The sequence below is a fragment of the Mycobacterium sp. 1165196.3 genome, assembly GCF_001673415.1.
In the GTDB taxonomy this organism is placed as follows: Bacteria; Actinomycetota; Actinomycetes; order Mycobacteriales; family Mycobacteriaceae; genus Mycobacterium; species Mycobacterium europaeum_A.
In genome coordinates this window covers 1-16,630 of the sequence record NZ_LZLU01000016.1, presented here as the reverse complement: position 1 = coordinate 16,630, position 16,630 = coordinate 1, and the positions used below count along the sequence as shown (strand labels likewise).

The window sequence follows — 16,630 nt, the reverse complement described above, 5'->3', positions numbered from 1 at the left end:
CCTCCCACATGTGGGGGCGTGCCGCCGCTGCATCGTCACCGGCGCGGGTCATGCCGATACCGGCTCACTGAACAGCGTCTCGAAGGACCCGTCCGAGACGCAGGGGATCAGGCGCAAGGCCAGTTCCTCGGTGCCTAGCGGCAACCGGATCAGCGGCTGGGTGTGCCGGTCGAGGACGCTGACGTCGGACTCGTCGCAGAAACCCAGGGCGCCGAGTAACTGGTGCGACGTGCGCATCACCTGTCGTGCCGTGTCTGCGGCCTTGAGCCGAAGAATCAGGGCGTCGGCCGAATGGATCTGTGCAGCAAGCGATTCCGGCCGGCAGATGGTGAACTTCGCGAGTTCGTGCAGTCCGCGGACCGCGACGGCGGCATCGGCGACGGCGAACCTGACGGCCTGGAAGTCGGCGAGCGGCTTGCCGAACTGGATCCGGGCGCGCACGTGCTCCGTGACCACCCGCAGCGATTGCTGCACCGCTCCCAGAATCCGCCATGATCCCAGCACGAGATGAAGGTTAACGTCACCGGCGGGCACGCTTGCATCGGGTGCGCTCAGGGTGGCCGGAACCAGGAATGGCCCCAGCTTGGCGCCGGTCCGCGACCCCGGCTGGGGCCGGTAGCGATTGCCGTCCAGGTCCGCGGCGACCCACTCACCGGCCAGATCGCCGTGGTCGATGCGCGGGGCTTTCGGATTGACCAGGGTCAGGCGTGCGCCGTCGATCGCCAGCAGCTCCTCCACCAACGGATAGGGGAGCACGGTGGCGCCGGCGGCCTGACACAGCACCGCCGCGGCCAGCAGGTCGTCCGGCTCCGAGCGCACGTCGAGCTCGAAGGCACCGACGTCGTTGAGCGCGGTGCGCGCCGCATTCCGGATGGTGTCGTCGGTCTCGGCGCGCAGCGCGGCCGGCGGTCCGCCCAATCGGGTCAAACGCTTACCCGCGACGGCCGCGAAATCGCTGATGTCTTGCGGCAGATCGGTTTTCACCTGTGTTCTCCCAATACGTCTCGTGCCACCAGCATGCGTTGGACCTCGATGGTGCCCGATGCCACCGTGGCCGCCTGCGCGTAACGCCAATGGTCTTCGATCGCTCCGTGCAGCGCCGCGGAGGTTCCGCTGTCCAGCGCCGTGGGGCCCAGCACGTCGAACAGCAGCTCGGCGACGAGTTGATCGCACGTGGTGGTGATGATGCGTGCGGCGCTGGCGGCCGCCCCGGCCGCCGGATCGTCCTGCAGTGACACGGCGCGATAGGCCAGCAACCGGGCGACCCGCAGGTCGACGAGGGCGCGCACCCAGCGGGTGCGGATCGTTTCGGGAAGCTGGTCCCAGTCGTCGCCGAGTTGGGCGCGCATCCGTTCGAGCAGCGATTCGCAGCGCGCGTAGCGCGCGATGCCCACCCGCTCGAACGCCAGGGCTTCGCGCATCACCCGCCAGCCGTCGCCGACCTCGCCGAGCACGTCGCCGGGATACGCCTGCACGTCGTCCAGGAACATCTCGTTGAGGTGGTGCGGTCCCAGCATCGACGGGATCGGCCGGACCGTGAATCCGGCCCGGTCCATCGGAATGAGAAAAAGGGTGAGCCGCTTGTGCTTTGGGGCTTCGGGATCGGTGCAGGCCGCCAGCACGCACCAGGACGCCATCAGCGCGTACGACGTCCACACCTTCTGGCCGGTGATGCGCCACCCGTCGCCGTCGGCAACGGCGCGGGTGCGCAACGACACCAGGTCGGTGCCGGCCTCCGGCTCGGAAAAGCCCTGGCACCAGATCACGTCCCCGGAGGCGATGGCCGCCAGGTGCTTGGCCTTTTGTTCGGCCGTCCCGTACCGCATGAGCGCGGGCCCGACCCAGTTGATCCCCATGTACTGCGGACCGCGCGGCTCGTGCTGCGCCCACATCTCCTCGCGCAGGACCGTCTGCTGCCAGACCGAACCACCACCGCCGCCATGCTCTTTCGGCCACGCCAACGCCAGCAGCCCCTCGGTGGCCAGCAGCTTGCAGAACGTCTCGGTGGTGGCGAGGTCCTGCGGGTTTTCGGTGCAGGCGCCCAGAAAGTCGGCGGGGATGTGGTTGGCAACCAGCTCGCGCAGGTGGCTGCGCAGTTGCCCGGCGTCGTCGCCGAGGTCGTAATCCATTGTCGTCATCCCTTCGGCAGCCCGAGCAGGCGCTCGGCGATGATGTTGCGCTGGACCTCCGACGTCCCGCCGTAAATGGTCGCGGCCAGCGCGTCCTGGCGTTCGAACAGCAGATCCGGGTCGGTGGCCGATTCCGGGCCCGCCGCGGCCGCACTGAGTTCCCAAACCCGCTGTAAGGTCAGCGATCCGAGCAGTTTCATGGTGTCGGCTTCCGGGCTGGGCCGGCCCGCCAGTTCGTTGCCCAGGGCGCGGTAACCGGTGGCCCGCAATGCTTCGGCGTCTGCCAGCAGTGCACCGAGTTCGGCGTAGGCGTCGTGGCTCGAGTCCGCGGCGTCGCGCACCGAGTCGAGCCCGCGTTTGATCTCAACCCAGTTCATGATCCAGATCATCTGGCGTTCGTGGTGCAGCGACGACATGGCGACGTGCCAGCCGCCGTTGAGCGGTCCCAACAGGTTCTCCGCCGGCACTGCGACGTCGTCGAGGAAGACCTCGCAGAACGTCTCATCGGAGATCGACGACATCCGGATGGGTTCGATCCTGACCCCGGGCGACTGCAGGTCGAGGATGAGGCACGAGATGCCACGGTGTTTCGGCGCGTCCGGATCGGTGCGGGCGTAGAGGGTGCACCACCGCGACAGGTGCGCCTGGGTGGTCCAGATCTTGTGGCCGTTGACCCGGAACACGTCGCCCTCGCGCACCGCGCGGGTGCGCAGGCCGGCGAAATCCGACCCCGCTTCGGGCTCGGACATGCCCAGCGCCCACCACTCGTCGCCCCGCAGCAGCGGGACGAGCAGACGCTCGATCTGGGCGGGTGTGCCGAATTGCCGGATGCCCGGCGCGGCGACGCCGGGCCCCGCGATGTTGGGGAGCTTGGGTGCCGACCGCAGTGCCGCCTCGATTCGGACCTCCATGGCGTCGCGCAGGCCCAGCGATCGGCCGCCGTGCTCGCGGGGCCAGGTCGGCTGCAACCACCCGGCCTCGAATGAGGCCCGCTGGTAATCGCGCCGCAAACTCAGATCCCAGCGGTATTGCCGATAGTTCGCGTAGTAGTCGTCGGGCAGAAACTCCGCCAGCCACGCGCCGAATTCGTCCACCACGACACTCACCGGCACCGCTCCTCCTCGTCGCGGCGTCCCCCGCAAGCGGGCGGGGGTACCTCCCACTTGTGGGGGCGTGCCCCCGCTGCATCGTCGCCGGTGCGACTCACGCGGCACCCCCACAGAATCGGCGGCCCACCTCGTAATACAGGGCGCGGCTGTCGCCTAGCAGGGCGGCGCCCTGCCAGGCGCGCCTGACGTAGAGGTGGGCGTCGTGCTCCCAGGTCTGCCCCAGGGCGCCGTGCACCTGAACGGCCGTGCGCGTGCAACTGGCCGCCGCATCGTTGGCCGCCGCCTTGGCCAACGCCGCGGCGGTCCACATGTCGGTCGAGGGCGTGTCCGGTTCGGCAAGGCGCGCCGCCGCGGCGTAGGTCAGGCTGCGGGCGCGTTCGATGCTGACGTAGTTGTCCGCCAGTGCGTGTTTGATGCCCTGGAACGCACCAATCGGCTGGCCGAACTGGCGCCGTGACTTCGCGTACTCGACCGAGCGGTGCAGCGCGGCGCTCGCCACGCCCAGCAGGTCGGCGGCCGCGGCCACCCAGGGCGCCGTCAATGCCGAATCGAGGTCGGCGGGCGCCACCGCGACGGGCTCGGCGTCGATCTCGACGCCGGCCAACGGGTGGGCGGGATCGGTCGATTCGGCCGCCGGCACCGCGGTGACGCCGTCGCCGCAGCGCGCGACCGCCGCCACGGTGTCACCGTCGTCGCAGCGGGCCAGCGTGACGACGAGCTCGGCGCGCGACAGGTTGGGGACGGCAATCGCCGTGCCGCGCAGGCGTCCTTGGCGCAGTGTCATGGGCGCACCGGGCAGTCGGGATCCGTGGGCGTGAACCGCCAGGGTGGCCACGACACCGCCGGCGATGTCGGTCAGCACCGCGTCGAGTCCGGTGTTGCGCAGCAGGCCCGCGGCCAGACCTATGCTGCCCAACAACGGAATTGGGGCCAGCGCCGCACCGCATTCCTCGAGAACCAGGGCCAGCTCGACCGGTCCGTAGTCACCGACGCCCGGGGCGGCCAGCTCGGTCCAGCCGAGGTCGACGACCGTCTTCCACAGCGTGCGCCACCGCTCGGGGTCGGTGATCGCTTGACGCGCGGCATCGGGTGGACACTCCGTACGTAATATGTCGCGTACGGTGTCGCGCAGCGACAGCTGCTCCGAGTTCAGCCCGACATCCATAAGACCTCTAACATAGTAAAGATAATAAACTAGCCGTGCCGTCGCAATCGCACGGATCCGACGTAGAGGTGGCACGTGGCCGAGTGGTATCTGTTCCTGCCCCAGGTGAGATTGTCGGCGGCCGGCATTGCGGACCGGGCACATCAGGCCGAGGCCAGCGGTTTCGATGGAATCGCCTTCATCGATCACCTGGAGGCGCCCGGGCTGCCCGACGAAAGCATCTGGGAGGCAATGGGCATTGCCACCTGGGTGGCGGCCAAGACCGAGCGCTTGCGGATCGGGCATCTGGTGCTGTGCGACGCGTTTCGGCACCCTGCCGTGCTCGCCAAACAGGCCGTCACGTTGTCCGAGGCGTCGGAGGGCAGGTTCGAGCTGGGCCTCGGCGCGGGATCATGGCCGTCGGAGTTCACCAGATTTGATGTCGGCCAACAGGATCCGCGGGCGAGGGTCGAGCAACTCGGCCGGCATCTGAGATTGCTCAAGCAGTACTGGGGCGACGGCGACGAGCGAAACGGCCCGGCCCCGCAGGCGCCGCCGAGATCTCACCCGATACCGCTGGTCCTGGGTGGGAGTGGACCCATGATGATGGAACTCGTTCGCAAGCACGCGGATTGGTGGAATCTACCGGCGCACCAGCTCGACCGGCTGCCGAAGCTCGCCGGGGCCGCGGGGACGGCCCGGATGTCGATTCAGCAGATGATCGGCTTCGTGCGGTCCGGTGGTGATCCCGATAGCGTGCGCGAGGTCAGCATCCGGCGATTCGGCAACCTCGGATCGGGGCTGGTCTGCGGCGACGCCGACGAGCTGATCGGACACTTCACTGGTTTGGCCGCCCAGCGGGTAGAGCGGTTCTACGTATGGTTCGCCGACTTCGCCGCCCCGGAGTCCTTGCACGAGTTCGGCGAATCGGTGATCAAAGCCTTTCCGGCGCCGTAGGCCTCAGCCGCGTTTCGCGCGGCGCCGGGCTTCGGTCGGCACGACCGGCGGTCGCGCGAACGGGCCACGCTCCACGGCCGACAGCCGGATCTCCGGCAGATCGACCGACGGGTCGACGGTGTCCAGCCAGGCGACCGCCTCGGCGACGTCCGCCACCTGAATCGCATACATCTCGAAGGGGACGTCCTGCAGCATCTCGGTGGCCACCGGGCCCGGCGTGACGATATGCACGCTGATGCCGTCGCGGTCGACCTCGAGCGCCAGGGCTCGCGCGAACGCGTTCATCCCGGCCTTCGACGCGGAGTAGGCGGTGCGGGCCGGCATCGGCTCGTGTGCGGCCGACGACGAGATGAACACCAGCCGCGAGCCCGCCGACATCTTCGGCAGGACCGCCGAGGTCACCACGAAGCACGAATCCAGGTTGGCCGACATGATGGCCTGCCACTGCTCGAAGGTCTGCTTGCGTGCGTAGGTACCCCCGAGCGCGCCGGCGGCGTGAACGACGAGATCGATCGCCTCCAATGTGCTTATGGCAGCGGAAAAGTTGCTCGGGTCGGACGCGTCGGCGACGATGTGGCGGGCACCGATCTCCTCGGCGGCGGCCCGCAGCGTGGCCTCGCGGCGCGCCGAGAGGACCACGTCGTAACCGCGCTCAACCAGCTTGCGGGCGCAGCCCTTTCCGATCCCGCCGCTACCGCCGGTGACCAATGCGGTTCGCATGACCGTGCAGGCCGCCCTTCAGGAGTGCCGAATGTCTCGCGGCCGCGACAACGCCTGCGGGGAGAGCGCGTAGATACGCTGGTCGTGCTGACCGGACAGGACGTAGGTCTGCGTGTCGGCCAGGTGCCGGCCCGCAATGCGGCGAGCCCGATCGACGTTGCCCTCGGCGATCGTCTCGGTGAGCTTGACGTGGGTGTTGAGCACCGCGCGGCGCTGAGTAAGCGACGGGTAGGTGCCGCGGGACGCGCTCTCGTCGGCCCACTGTCGTTCGTGGCTGCTCCACAGTGTCTCGAGGCTGCCGACGACCGCGATGATCGTGTGATTGCCGCAACCGCGCACGACGTGGTCATGGAACTCGCGCCCGATTTCGGTGAAAAGCCTTCCATCGTCCAGGTTTTCGGCCATCGACTCGTTGATCCGGGTGAGTTCGGGTACCAAGGTGCTCGCCCGGTCCGGCCGGCGAGCGGCCAGGGCGGCGCAGGCGGGCTCGAGTTCCTGCAGGGCCATGCCGAGGTCGGCGAGCTCCACGGACTCGCTCTGTAACAACAACCCGAGCATGTAGGCGGCGCTGGTCTTGGCCGGGGCGTGCACGACGGCGCCGCCACGGTTGCCCCGCCGCACCGAAACCAGCCCCTCGGTCTCCAGAATTCGCAGGGCTTCGCGCAGCGACACCAAGCTCACATTGAATTGTTCGACGAGCACTTCTTGACGTGGCAAGAGATCACCGTCCGCGAGTTCACCGTCGATGATCTGACGGCGCAACTCGTCGGCTACGATTTCGGCGATCCGCGGCGCCGACAGCCGGCGCCGGGCGTCGGGGCCAATTCCCAAGGCGGTCATCCGATCCTCAAAACACAAGCAACTCGCTGGCTTAGCTATTTTAACAGTAATGATATAAATAGCTTCTCTGGTCGCATGCCGATCGGAAGGGCGGGTGTAATTGAGCGAGCGGGCCGACAGCCGGCCGACACCGCTACACGATTTGCGTGTCGTCGAGATCAGTGACCGGATAGCGGGCAGCTACTGCGGGAAGCTGCTGCTCGACGCCGGCGCGCAGGTGCGCAAAATCGAGCCGCCGCAAGGGGATTCGTTGCGGAGCTACACCGCCAGCGGGTCCCCGCTTGCCCAGGGGCGCGCCGCCCCGTTCTTCAGCTACCTCAACGCGGGCAAGCGCAGCATGACGTTCGCTCCGGACTCACAGCGCTACCGCGACGAACTGGCCGGCGCCGACGTCATCGTCGTCACCGCCGGCCGGGCGCGCGCCGCGGCGCTGGGCATCGACCCGGAACGACTGCTGGAACACTCGCCGCGGGCGATCATCGTCACCATCTCCGACTTCGGCTGGACCGGACCTTACGCGGACCGGGCCGCCACCGAGTTCACCTTGCAGGCGTGGGCCGGCTCGCCCGGCTTCCGCGGCGACCCCGCCGGTCCGCCGATCGCCATCGGCGGCGATCTCGGCGAGTACATGGGCGGCGTGTTCGCCGCCTTCGGCACCCTGGCCGTCCGGCGCCGCGTCGAGCGCGGCGGTCCCGGCGAGCACCTAGACCTGTCCATGCTGGAAGCGCTGACCACGATGCAGAGCAGCGAATGGCTGCATTCCCAGCTGCTGTGCGTCCCGCCGATCGGGCGCACCACCGAGGTCCCCTCGATCGAACCCGCCAAGGACGGCTACGTCGGGATCACCATGGTCACCGGTCAACAGTGGCTCGATTTCGCCGCGATGGTGGAATGTCCGCAGCTGGAGGAGATCGAACAGCTGCGGTTTCAGATCGGCCGGTGGCAATACCGCGACCTGATCCGCGAACAGATCCGTCCCTGGCTGGCCGAACGGACCGTCGCGGAGATCGTCGAACTCGGACAGCTGTTCCGGCTGCCGATCGCGGCGCTGGGCAACGGTGCCACCATCCGGGAGCTGGAGTACGTGCGCGAGCGCGAAGTCTTCGTCGCCAACCCCGTCGGGTTCGATCAGCCGCGGCCGCCCTGGCTGATGGCGGCCTGCGCACCCAGACCCGTGGGTGATACGCCCCTCGTCGGCGAGGGGGATAGCGAGTCCCCCTGGCGCCGTTCGCAATTCGAAGCGGAGCCGGAGCCCGACGGGCTGCCGCTGGCCGGTGTCCGCGTCGTCGACCTGACCGCCTTCTGGGCCGGGCCCGCCGCAACCCACCTGCTGGCCGCCTTCGGCGCCGACGTCGTCAAGATCGAGTCGATCCAGCGTCCCGACGGCATCCGGTATTCGGGCGGGATGCGCACCGACGTGGACGACTGGTGGGAGTACGGCTGGGTGTTCCACGCGATGAACACCAACAAGCGTTCGGTCACACTGGATTTGGGGTCCGAGCGGGGCCACGGTCTGTTCACCGAGCTGGTCGCCGGCGCCGACGTGGTGATCGAGAACTTCTCGCCGCGGGTGATGGAGCAATTCGGGCTGACCGACGACGTGCTGCGCAAGGTCAACCCGAAACTGGTGTTCGCCCGGATGCCGGCGTTCGGCGTCGAGGGGCCGTGGCGCGAACGCGTCGGGTTCGCGCCCACCATGGAACAGATCGCCGGCCTGGCCTGGGTGACCGGCCTGCCCGACGCGCCCCCGGTGACACCGCGCGGGGCCTGCGATCCGCTGGCCGGTGTGCACGCCGCGTTCGCCGTGCTGGCCGCGCTGAACTTCGCCGAACGCACTCAGACCGGCCAGCTGGTCGAGCTGCCGATGCTGGAAACCGTGCTCAACGCCACCGCGATTCAGGCGATCGAGTCCGAAGTGTTCGGGGTGACGTTGAGCCGTCGCGGCAACCGCGGTCATGGTACGGCGATCCAGAACATCTACCGGTGCGCCGGACCCGACGACTGGATCGCGATCACCGTTCGCGACGACGCGCAGTGGTGGGCGCTGGTGGCGTTGATGGACCGACCGGTGTGGTGCGACGACGAGGAGCTGTCCACGATCGCCGGGCGGCACCGTCGAGCCGACGACATCGATGCCCGGCTGGCGGACTGGTTCATCGGGCGGCCACGCGATGCGGCGGTGGAGCTGTTGGCGGGCGCGGGAATTCCCGCAGCGCCGGTGGTGTCGCCGTCGCTGGTCACCGACAACCCCCAACTGCGCGAGCGCGGCTTTTTCGAGGCATTGCATCATTCGAGCACCGGGCTGGGGCTCTACCCCTGCCCGCCGTTCGCCCGGCTCGCCGGCCAGCAGCGGTGGCTGCTGCGGCCGCCGCCGAAGCTGGGCGAGCACAATGAGGAGGTCCTGCGCGAAAGGTGCGGGCTGACCGACGAAGACCTGACCCGCCTGGCGACCGGCGGGGTGATCGGGACCCGACCCAAGGGCCTATGAGAAGTGGAGGGCAGCTGATGCGCGTTACGGTCGATGAGAACTTGTGCGAGGCCAATGGCTTCTGCGAATCGCTTGCGCCGGAAGTGTTCGAGCTGGGCGACGAGGACGTCGTGCAGATCGCGGACGGCCCGGTGCCGCCGCGTCTGGAGATCGATGTGCGGGCCGCGGTGGACCAATGTCCCAAGGCCGCGCTGCGGTTGGTCGACTGAGCTTTCGCGCGTAAGTGATTCAGCGCCGCTCGGTCAGCGAGATGGCCATCTCGTCGTAGATCGACATGTTGGTGGTCAGATTCGGATGGGCCACCTTCGCCGGACCGATCTCGATGTCGTCGCAGCGCAGCAGCAGCTCGTCGAGGACCGCGCGCAGTTCGGCCCGGGCCAGCATCGCGCCCAGGCAGTGGTGGGGTCCGCCGCCGCCGAACGCCACGTGCGGGTTGGGCTGTCGGCCGATGTCGAAGGTGAACGGCGAGGAGAACACCTCCTCGTCGCGGTTGGCCGAACGCAGCGTCGACACCACGCGTTCGCCCTTGGCGATGTGCTGGCCGTCCATCTCGACGTCGACCTTGGCGGTGCGCGTCCAGTACGCCACCGGTGACGCCCAGCGCAACACCTCCTCGACCGCGCTGGCCCGCAGGTCTTCCCGCTCGCGATAGCGTTCCATCTGCTCGGGGTTGGCGACCAACGCCTGCAGCCCGATGGCCAGCGCGTTCTTGGTGGTGTCGCTGCCGGCGAAGGCCAGCACGAAGAAGAAGAACTCGAGTTCGTTTTCGGGCAGGCTGAACTGCTCGCCGTCGTCGCCGGTGATCACCGCGGACGCCAGCGTGCTCCAGATGTCGTCGGTGGGATTGCGCCGCTTTTCGGCGGTGAGCTCCATCGCGTACTCGAAGACCGAGGCGAAGAGCTCGGTTTCGACGTGCCCGCTCGGGTGCTCCTCGGGCGCAAGCGCCTTCAGGATGCGGTCGAACAGCTCGAAGATCCGCGGCCGGTCCTCCTCGGGGATGCCGATGATGTCGCCGATGACCGTCATCGGTAGCGCGTCGGCAACGTCGGAGATCCAGTCCCCACCGCCCCGCGCGAGCAGGCCGTCGATCATCCGCGCGGCGCGCGCCCGGATCCCGTTCTCCAGCTTGGCGATCGCACGCGGGTTGAAGGCGTTGGAGATCAGCTTGCGGCGCTTGTTCAGGTCCGGCGGATCCAGCGTGATGATCGTCGGGGATGCCGAGAACATGGCGACCGGTTGAATGAGCGGGCCGTCGGCCGCGGTGAACGAGTCGGTGTCGCGATGCAGGCGGACCGCATGCCGGTGTTTGGTGGCGACCCAGAATTGGCGCTGGACGGTGTCGGCGACGCCCGGCGTCAGGTCGTGCCGAAACAGCGGCCTGGTACGCCGCAACTCGGCGAACAGTTCGTCGGGAAAACCGTTACGCCACAACGCGAAATCGGAAAGGTCCACCGCAGCGGCCGTCATGCGAACCCCCATTGGCTCCGACGCCACGCCACGCCCGGGCGGCGGCGCGTTGACGTTCAATGTCTAAAATAGTAAAAATAGACCTTAGTCGTCGAAACGCGGTGAGTTAAGAGCGGCCCTGATGCGCCCGGCCGCGTGGGAAACGGAGTGCTCGTGACGAATACGATTCCAGAGTCAGACCCCTCGGAACGGGAGTTCGGACCGGGTGGCATCGCGCTGTCGACCTACCGTTTCCCGACGGGCTGGTTCATCGTCGCCTTCGGAAGCGACCTGGCTCCCGGCCAGGTCAGGCGCGCGCACTACTTCGGCGAGGAGTTGGTGCTGTTCCGCACGGAGTCGGGCCAGGTTCACGTGATGGAGGCCTACTGTCAGCACCTCGGCGCCAACCTGGGGGTCGGCGGCACCGTGGAAGGCGAGAACATCGTCTGCCCCTGGCACGGCTGGCAGTGGCGCGGCGATGGAACCAACGCGCTGATTCCCTACAGCAAGATCGGCTGCAAGAACAACGTCCGCATCCGGACCTATCCGAGCATGGAATGGTACGGCTTCATCCTGGCCTGGCACGAGCGCCACGGGCGGGCGCCGTACTGGCAGCCGCCGGTGCTGCCGGAACTGGAAACCAACGAGTACTACCCGCTGCACCCGCACAGCCAGATGCTGAACCGGGTCAAGGTGCACCCGCAGATGATCATCGAAAACGCCGCCGACCCCTATCACGTTCAGTACGTGCACAAGGCCGCCAACCCGGCCACGACGGCGTCGTTCGAGGTGGCCGGTTATCACCTGCACGCCACCGTCAACGCCCACTTCGGCGGCGGCCGCGGCTCGACCTGGTTGACACCCGACGGGCCGGTCGACGCCAAGATCATCTACGACAACTACTCGCTGGGCCTCGGCATCGTCCGGTTCCCCAGCGAGCTGGTGGCGACTATCGAGGTGACCGGGCAGACCCCGGTCGACGAGGACTACACCGATTACTTCTACACGCAGGCTTCCGTGCGTGAACCGGGCGACAGCGGTGACGTGCCCACCGGACGTGCCGCCCGGTTCCTGGCATTGCAGCAAGAGGTCATCAAACAGGACTTCTTCACCTGGGAGAACATGAAATACCTGGAGAAGCCCAACCTGGCGCCCGAAGAGGCACACGACTACGCGGCCCTGCGTCGGTGGGCCCACCGCTTCTACCCGGGGGAGCAACCGTCGCCCTCCGACTTCGGTTACGGCGCCGACGGCGAGCCCGACCCGGCGGCCGCCAAAGCTTGACCAGAGCCACACAGACCGATGTGCGCTGACCGCGTGGGGTCCGTGCGGCCCGCCGATTACGGCGTCGACCGCTTCACCGTGCCGGCCGTGCTCGACCGCCGCGCGCGGCAGTACCCCGACCGGGTGATGATGTCGATCGCCGGCGTCGACGTGACCTTCGAGCAGATGCGCCAGCGGTCGTGTGCGGCGGCAAAGGTGTTGAGCGAGTTGGGAGTCGGACGGGGTGACCGCATCGCGTTGTTCACCGGCACGTGTCCGGAATGGGTCTACTTCTGGCTGGGCGCGGCGCGGATCGGTGCGGTGAGCGCGGCGATCAATGCCGCGAACAAAGGCGACTTCCTGTTGCACGCCCTGCGGCTGTCACACGCCAAGGTGATGCTGACCGACGCCGAACACCGGCCCCGCGCCGCCGAGGTCGCCGACGCGGCGGAGAGCCTGACGAACATTGTGGTGCAAGGTGACTCACTGACCGCGACGTTGAGACAACACGCCGGCGACGCGTCGGTCGATGACCCGGGCGAGGCGGACGACCTCGCCTGCCTGTTCTACACCTCGGGCACCACCGGCCCGTCCAAAGCGGTCGCCACGACATGGCACTACCTGTTTTCCGTGGCAGCCACCGTCTCATCGGCCTGGCAATTACGCGAGGGCGAGGTGTTGTGGACGGCGATGCCGTTGTTTCACCTCAGTGCGGCACCCAGCATCCTGGCGCCCATGCTGGTCGGCGCAACGACGTTGCTGGCCGGGTCTTTTCACCCCGGCGAGGTGTGGGACGACATACGCGCCCGCGGCGCCGTCGGGTTCGCCGGTGCCGGGGCGATGGTCTCGATGCTGCGGAATCTGCCCGCGGATCCGGATGACACACGGCTGCCGCTACGGTTCATCTCCGCCGCGCCGATCGACGCAAACTCCTACCGCGACATCGAAAAGCGTTACGGCTGCCGCATTGTCACGATGTATGGGCTCACCGAGGCTTTTCCCATCGCCCTCAAGTCGGTCGCCGAGGACGGGGTTCCCGGGACTTCGGGCCGGCCGAATCCCGATTTCGAGGTGCGGATCCTCGACGAGCATGGCAATCCACTGCCCGCCGACTCCGTGGGTGAAATCGCCTGTCGGCCCAGGTATCCGCACGTGATGAGCGTGGGCTACGTCGGCGCGGATTCGCAGATAAAGCCGCATCCGGAATGGTTTCGCACCGGCGATCTCGGGCGCCTCGATCGCGACCAGAATCTGACCTATGTGGACCGAATCAAGGATGCGTTGCGCCGGCGCGGTGAGAATATCTCTTCGGTCGAGGTGGAGGCCGTTGTCGCCAGTCATCCCGCCGTGGCCGAGGCCGCCGCGGTCGGCGTGCCGAGCGATTTGGGCGAGGACGACGTCCTGGTAGTCGTCACGCTGCGGCCCGGCGCCACACTGGATTTCGCGGAACTGCTCGACTTCTGCTCGGCCCGCATGCCCTACTTCTGCGTGCCGCGATTCGTGGAGACCGTGAGCGAACTGCCGAAGAACGTGATGGGCCGGATACGCAAAGATTTATTGCGCGAACGCGGCGTCAGTCCGGGGGCCTGGGATCGTGAAAGTAGTGGGTATGTCGTTCGCCGTTAGGTTCCGTTAATGTCACGTAATAGTCGACGAGTTGCATTAACGTCCCCTCAGCCCATTGTCGGCAGTGATTTCTCCAGAGAGGCTGGAAGCGATGACCATGACCTATCAAGAACAGCAAATGCTGCAAGCCGCCACCGGACGCGCTGCCATCCTGGATCTGAACGCCCGGCACAATCGGGCCTACTCCGACGGCGATCGCGACCGCTGGGTCTCCACCTTCCGTCATTCGGGTGCCAGCTATACCCGCGACGGTGAGCTTTTCAGCGACCTGCGGTCGGCCTTCGACGGTGGCGACGGTCAACGACTGGTCACGGTCGATCATGAGATCAGCGTCGACGGGGTCAACGCGACTCAGCACTGTGTCGCTGTGCTTTTCGCCGCGATTTATGGCGACACCACGCTGCGGGCCACTGGGACCTTCCACGACACATTGATCTACGAGCGGGGCGGCTGGTACTTCACTTCGCGTGCCTTGCAGTGGGATTCCGTCCCGAGTCGCCACCCCCTCGTTATGTGAGTGGCACCGATACGTGGATCAGGATTTCGGTCAGCGGCTGGCCTTCGGCACCTACGACGATGCGCTGCGGATGGTCGGCGCGCGAAGCGAGCCCCGCGTCGCGGGAACCGCGGTCAGCGCCGCACGCATCCAGTTGTTCGCTGCGATGGTGCGCGACGGTAATCGCTCATACTGGGACCCCGAGTTCGCCCGGCGGCAGTGGGGAGGATTACTCGCGCCGCCCGCGCTGTTGATGGGCTGGCTGATCGCACCGCCCTGGCAACCCGGGGGAAGAGGCACCGCTTCGTTGATTGCCCTGCGGGTGCCGCTGCCCGGTACTACATTTATCAACGCCGCCAACGAGGTTGAGTTCCCCGAGCCCATCGTCGAAGGCGACGTGCTGACCGCAGTCGACGAGCTGGTCTCGGTATCACCGGAAAAGCGGACGCGACTGGGCGTCGGCCATTTCGTCGAGACGCTGGAGACCTATCGCCGCCAAGACAACGTCGTGGTCGCCACCAATCGCAATACCTTGTTCCGCTTCACCCCCGGGCCCGCGTCGTGACCGGCGACGGCCTGGACTGGGCGATGATCTCCGTTCCCGTCGACTTGCCGGAAGTGATCGACCACATCAGCTACCAGCGGGTGGTGGAGAACGCCGGGGCAACGTGGGATTACTTCCCCGGCCATTTCGACCCGAAATACGCTCAGGCGCAGGGTAATCCGACGATTTACGTCAACACGATGCACCTGGCCGGGTTCGCCGACCGCGTCGCGACCGACTGGGCGGGGCCGCGCTCGCGCGTGGTGCGCCGGTCCATGCGACTGGCCGCGCCGGTGTATGCCGGCGACACGATGATCGGCCGGGGGCGGGCCGTGGCGAAGCGCCGGGACACCTCGGTGGAGCCGCCGCGCTGCCTGGTCGATGTCGAAATCCGGGTGACCAATCAGCATGGCGCGCTGTGCTGTCCGGTCGAGCTGACGTTGCAGGTGCCCGGATCTTCCGGCGATGGATGACATTGCCGTTCTGCACCTGGCGCGCCGATGACGCCCTGGACCCGGCGTGGTGTGAGCTGTTCTGCGCCGGCCTTCCGGAAGGTGCGCAGGCCTTGGCCGCGTCCGGGATGTTCGATGCGCCGGTCCCGGTCGGCGATGAGAGCGATGCGCAGACAAAGCTTTTGGCACGCCTTGGCCGCGACCCGCGGTGGGAACCGGAGATCTCATAGGGGTTTCTGCGCACACACATTGGGGCCGCGGAATGGGGGGAGACCGTTTTTGTCGGTGGTGGCTGTGATGATGGCGTCATGTCCCCGACCGCGACTGCCGCCAGCGTCGAAGCGTCCCCGAAGGAACGTCTCGGGGAGCTCTTCGATGAACTGGCGGAGCTGACGGGTCAGCGTAATGCGATTGATGGGCGCGTCGTGGAGATCGTGGCCGAGATCGATCGCGACGAGTTGTGCGGGATGACCGGGGCGCGGTCGGTGCCGGCGTTGGTGGCTTGGAAGATGGGGTGTTCGTCGGGGAATGCGCGCACGATCGCCACCATTGCGAGCCGGCTGGAGGAGTTTCCGCGCTGCGCTCAGGGCATGCGGGAGGGTCGGCTGTCGCTGGACCAGGTTGGGGTGATCGCGGCGCGGGCTGGCGAGGGTTCTGATGAGCATTACGCCGAGCTTGCCGCGGTGGCCACGGTGAACCAGTTGCGTACCGCGGTCAAGCTGGAACCGCGACCGGACCCCGAGCCCCGGCCCCAGCTTGAGCGCTCATTCACCGCGACCAGCACCGAGCAGGGCAGCTGTTACCGGATCACGCTTCCGCACCCCGATGCGGCGAAGTTCGACGCGGCGTTGGCGTCGCATCGTGAGGCGGTGATCGCCGAGTGGAAACACGATCGCGACAACGGCGACGGCGCTTCGGATCAGCGGCCCCCGGTGCCGGGCACCGTCGAGGCATTCATGCGCCTGATCGAGACCGGCTGGGACGCCGAGGCGGCGCGGCGCCCGCACGGACAGCACACCACCGTGGTGGTGCACCTCGACGTGGAAAAACCCACCGCGGCGCTGCATCTGGGTCCGCTGCTTACCGATGCCGACCGCCGCTATCTCACTTGTGATGCCACCGGTGAGGTCTGGTTCGAACGCCGCGGCGAGGTCATCGGTGCCGGGCGGGCCACGCGGGTGATCAACCGGCGGCTGCGCCGCGCGCTCGAGTATCGCGACCGCACCTGTGTGGTGCCGGGTTGTGGTGCCACCCGCGGTCTGCACGCCCATCACCTGCGGCACTGGGAAGACGGCGGCCCCACCGAACTAGCCAACCTGGTGCTGCTCTGTCCCTACCATCACCGGTCACATCATCGGGGTGTCATCACCATCACCGGGCCCGCACACGCACTCGTGGTCCGCGACGACGAAGGCC

Annotated in this window: 17 protein-coding genes; 10 read left to right on the top strand and 7 right to left on the bottom strand. The window is 67.6% G+C overall.

Going from position 1 to position 16,630, the window contains the following annotated elements; genetic code table 11:
- Positions 1-48 precede the first annotated feature (48 nt).
- The 4 genes from A5659_RS01930 to A5659_RS01915 form a co-directional block, all read right to left on the bottom strand.
- On the bottom strand, positions 49-984 hold the full coding sequence (locus A5659_RS01930; protein WP_067179042.1) for an acyl-CoA dehydrogenase family protein: 936 nt from the start codon (positions 982-984) through the stop codon (positions 49-51).
- Positions 981-2,138: an acyl-CoA dehydrogenase family protein gene (locus tag A5659_RS01925; protein ID WP_197497882.1), complete on the bottom strand. Its 1,158-nt coding sequence runs from the start codon at positions 2,136-2,138 to the stop codon at positions 981-983. Before A5659_RS01925 ends, A5659_RS01930 begins: the two co-directional genes overlap by 4 nt.
- Entirely contained in the window at positions 2,135-3,226 is a 1,092-nt protein-coding gene (locus A5659_RS01920; protein ID WP_197497883.1) for an acyl-CoA dehydrogenase family protein, read from the bottom strand. The genes A5659_RS01925 and A5659_RS01920 overlap by 4 nt, the downstream gene beginning before the upstream one ends.
- A gap of 106 nt (positions 3,227-3,332) precedes the next feature.
- Entirely contained in the window at positions 3,333-4,403 is a 1,071-nt protein-coding gene (locus A5659_RS01915; protein WP_067179040.1) for an acyl-CoA dehydrogenase family protein, read from the bottom strand.
- Between the two features lie 75 nt (positions 4,404-4,478).
- Between A5659_RS01915 and A5659_RS01910 the strand changes: the two genes are divergently transcribed.
- Positions 4,479-5,339, top strand: a complete 861-nt coding sequence (locus A5659_RS01910) for an LLM class flavin-dependent oxidoreductase (protein ID WP_067179038.1) — start codon at positions 4,479-4,481, stop codon at positions 5,337-5,339.
- A 3-nt stretch (positions 5,340-5,342) separates the two neighbouring features.
- Here A5659_RS01910 and A5659_RS01905 read toward each other — a convergent pair whose 3' ends face one another.
- Positions 5,343-6,059, bottom strand: coding sequence for an SDR family oxidoreductase (locus A5659_RS01905; RefSeq protein ID WP_067179036.1), 717 nt, complete (start codon positions 6,057-6,059; stop codon positions 5,343-5,345).
- Between the two features lie 18 nt (positions 6,060-6,077).
- On the bottom strand, positions 6,078-6,899 hold the full coding sequence (locus A5659_RS01900; protein ID WP_066866638.1) for a FadR/GntR family transcriptional regulator: 822 nt from the start codon (positions 6,897-6,899) through the stop codon (positions 6,078-6,080).
- A gap of 100 nt (positions 6,900-6,999) precedes the next feature.
- Between A5659_RS01900 and A5659_RS01895 the strand changes: the two genes are divergently transcribed.
- Positions 7,000-9,387, top strand: coding sequence for a CoA transferase (locus A5659_RS01895; RefSeq protein ID WP_067179034.1), 2,388 nt, complete (start codon positions 7,000-7,002; stop codon positions 9,385-9,387).
- A 17-nt stretch (positions 9,388-9,404) separates the two neighbouring features.
- Positions 9,405-9,596, top strand: coding sequence for a ferredoxin (locus tag A5659_RS01890; RefSeq protein WP_066866641.1), 192 nt, complete (start codon positions 9,405-9,407; stop codon positions 9,594-9,596).
- A gap of 19 nt (positions 9,597-9,615) precedes the next feature.
- On the opposite strand, the gene A5659_RS01885 is transcribed toward A5659_RS01890, so the two are convergent.
- Positions 9,616-10,854 carry a cytochrome P450 gene (locus A5659_RS01885; protein WP_067179032.1) on the bottom strand — a complete coding sequence of 413 codons (1,239 nt, stop codon included), beginning with the start codon at positions 10,852-10,854 and terminating at the stop codon, positions 9,616-9,618.
- A 153-nt stretch (positions 10,855-11,007) separates the two neighbouring features.
- On the opposite strand from A5659_RS01885, the gene A5659_RS01880 reads away from it, so the two are divergent.
- The 7 genes from A5659_RS01880 to A5659_RS01850 all read left to right on the top strand — a co-directional run.
- The gene (locus A5659_RS01880) at positions 11,008-12,117 is read left to right on the top strand and encodes a Rieske 2Fe-2S domain-containing protein (RefSeq protein ID WP_369806955.1); all 1,110 of its coding nucleotides are present in this window, start codon (positions 11,008-11,010) and stop codon (positions 12,115-12,117) included.
- Between the two features lie 18 nt (positions 12,118-12,135).
- On the top strand, positions 12,136-13,722 hold the full coding sequence (locus A5659_RS01875) for an AMP-binding protein (RefSeq protein WP_067179030.1): 1,587 nt from the start codon (positions 12,136-12,138) through the stop codon (positions 13,720-13,722).
- Between the two features lie 91 nt (positions 13,723-13,813).
- Positions 13,814-14,239 carry a nuclear transport factor 2 family protein gene (locus A5659_RS01870; protein WP_066866952.1) on the top strand — a complete coding sequence of 142 codons (426 nt, stop codon included), beginning with the start codon at positions 13,814-13,816 and terminating at the stop codon, positions 14,237-14,239.
- Between the two features lie 13 nt (positions 14,240-14,252).
- Positions 14,253-14,783, top strand: a complete 531-nt coding sequence (locus A5659_RS01865) for a MaoC family dehydratase N-terminal domain-containing protein (protein WP_066881003.1) — start codon at positions 14,253-14,255, stop codon at positions 14,781-14,783.
- Positions 14,780-15,235 carry a MaoC/PaaZ C-terminal domain-containing protein gene (locus A5659_RS01860; protein WP_067022831.1) on the top strand — a complete coding sequence of 152 codons (456 nt, stop codon included), beginning with the start codon at positions 14,780-14,782 and terminating at the stop codon, positions 15,233-15,235. The genes A5659_RS01865 and A5659_RS01860 overlap by 4 nt, the downstream gene beginning before the upstream one ends.
- Positions 15,232-15,444 (top strand): hypothetical protein, encoded by a 213-nt coding sequence (locus A5659_RS01855; RefSeq protein ID WP_197497881.1) that lies wholly within the window; start codon positions 15,232-15,234, stop codon positions 15,442-15,444. The genes A5659_RS01860 and A5659_RS01855 overlap by 4 nt, the downstream gene beginning before the upstream one ends.
- A gap of 78 nt (positions 15,445-15,522) precedes the next feature.
- A partial coding sequence (locus A5659_RS01850; RefSeq protein WP_067179029.1) for an HNH endonuclease signature motif containing protein occupies positions 15,523-16,630 on the top strand: 1,108 nt, incomplete at its 3' end.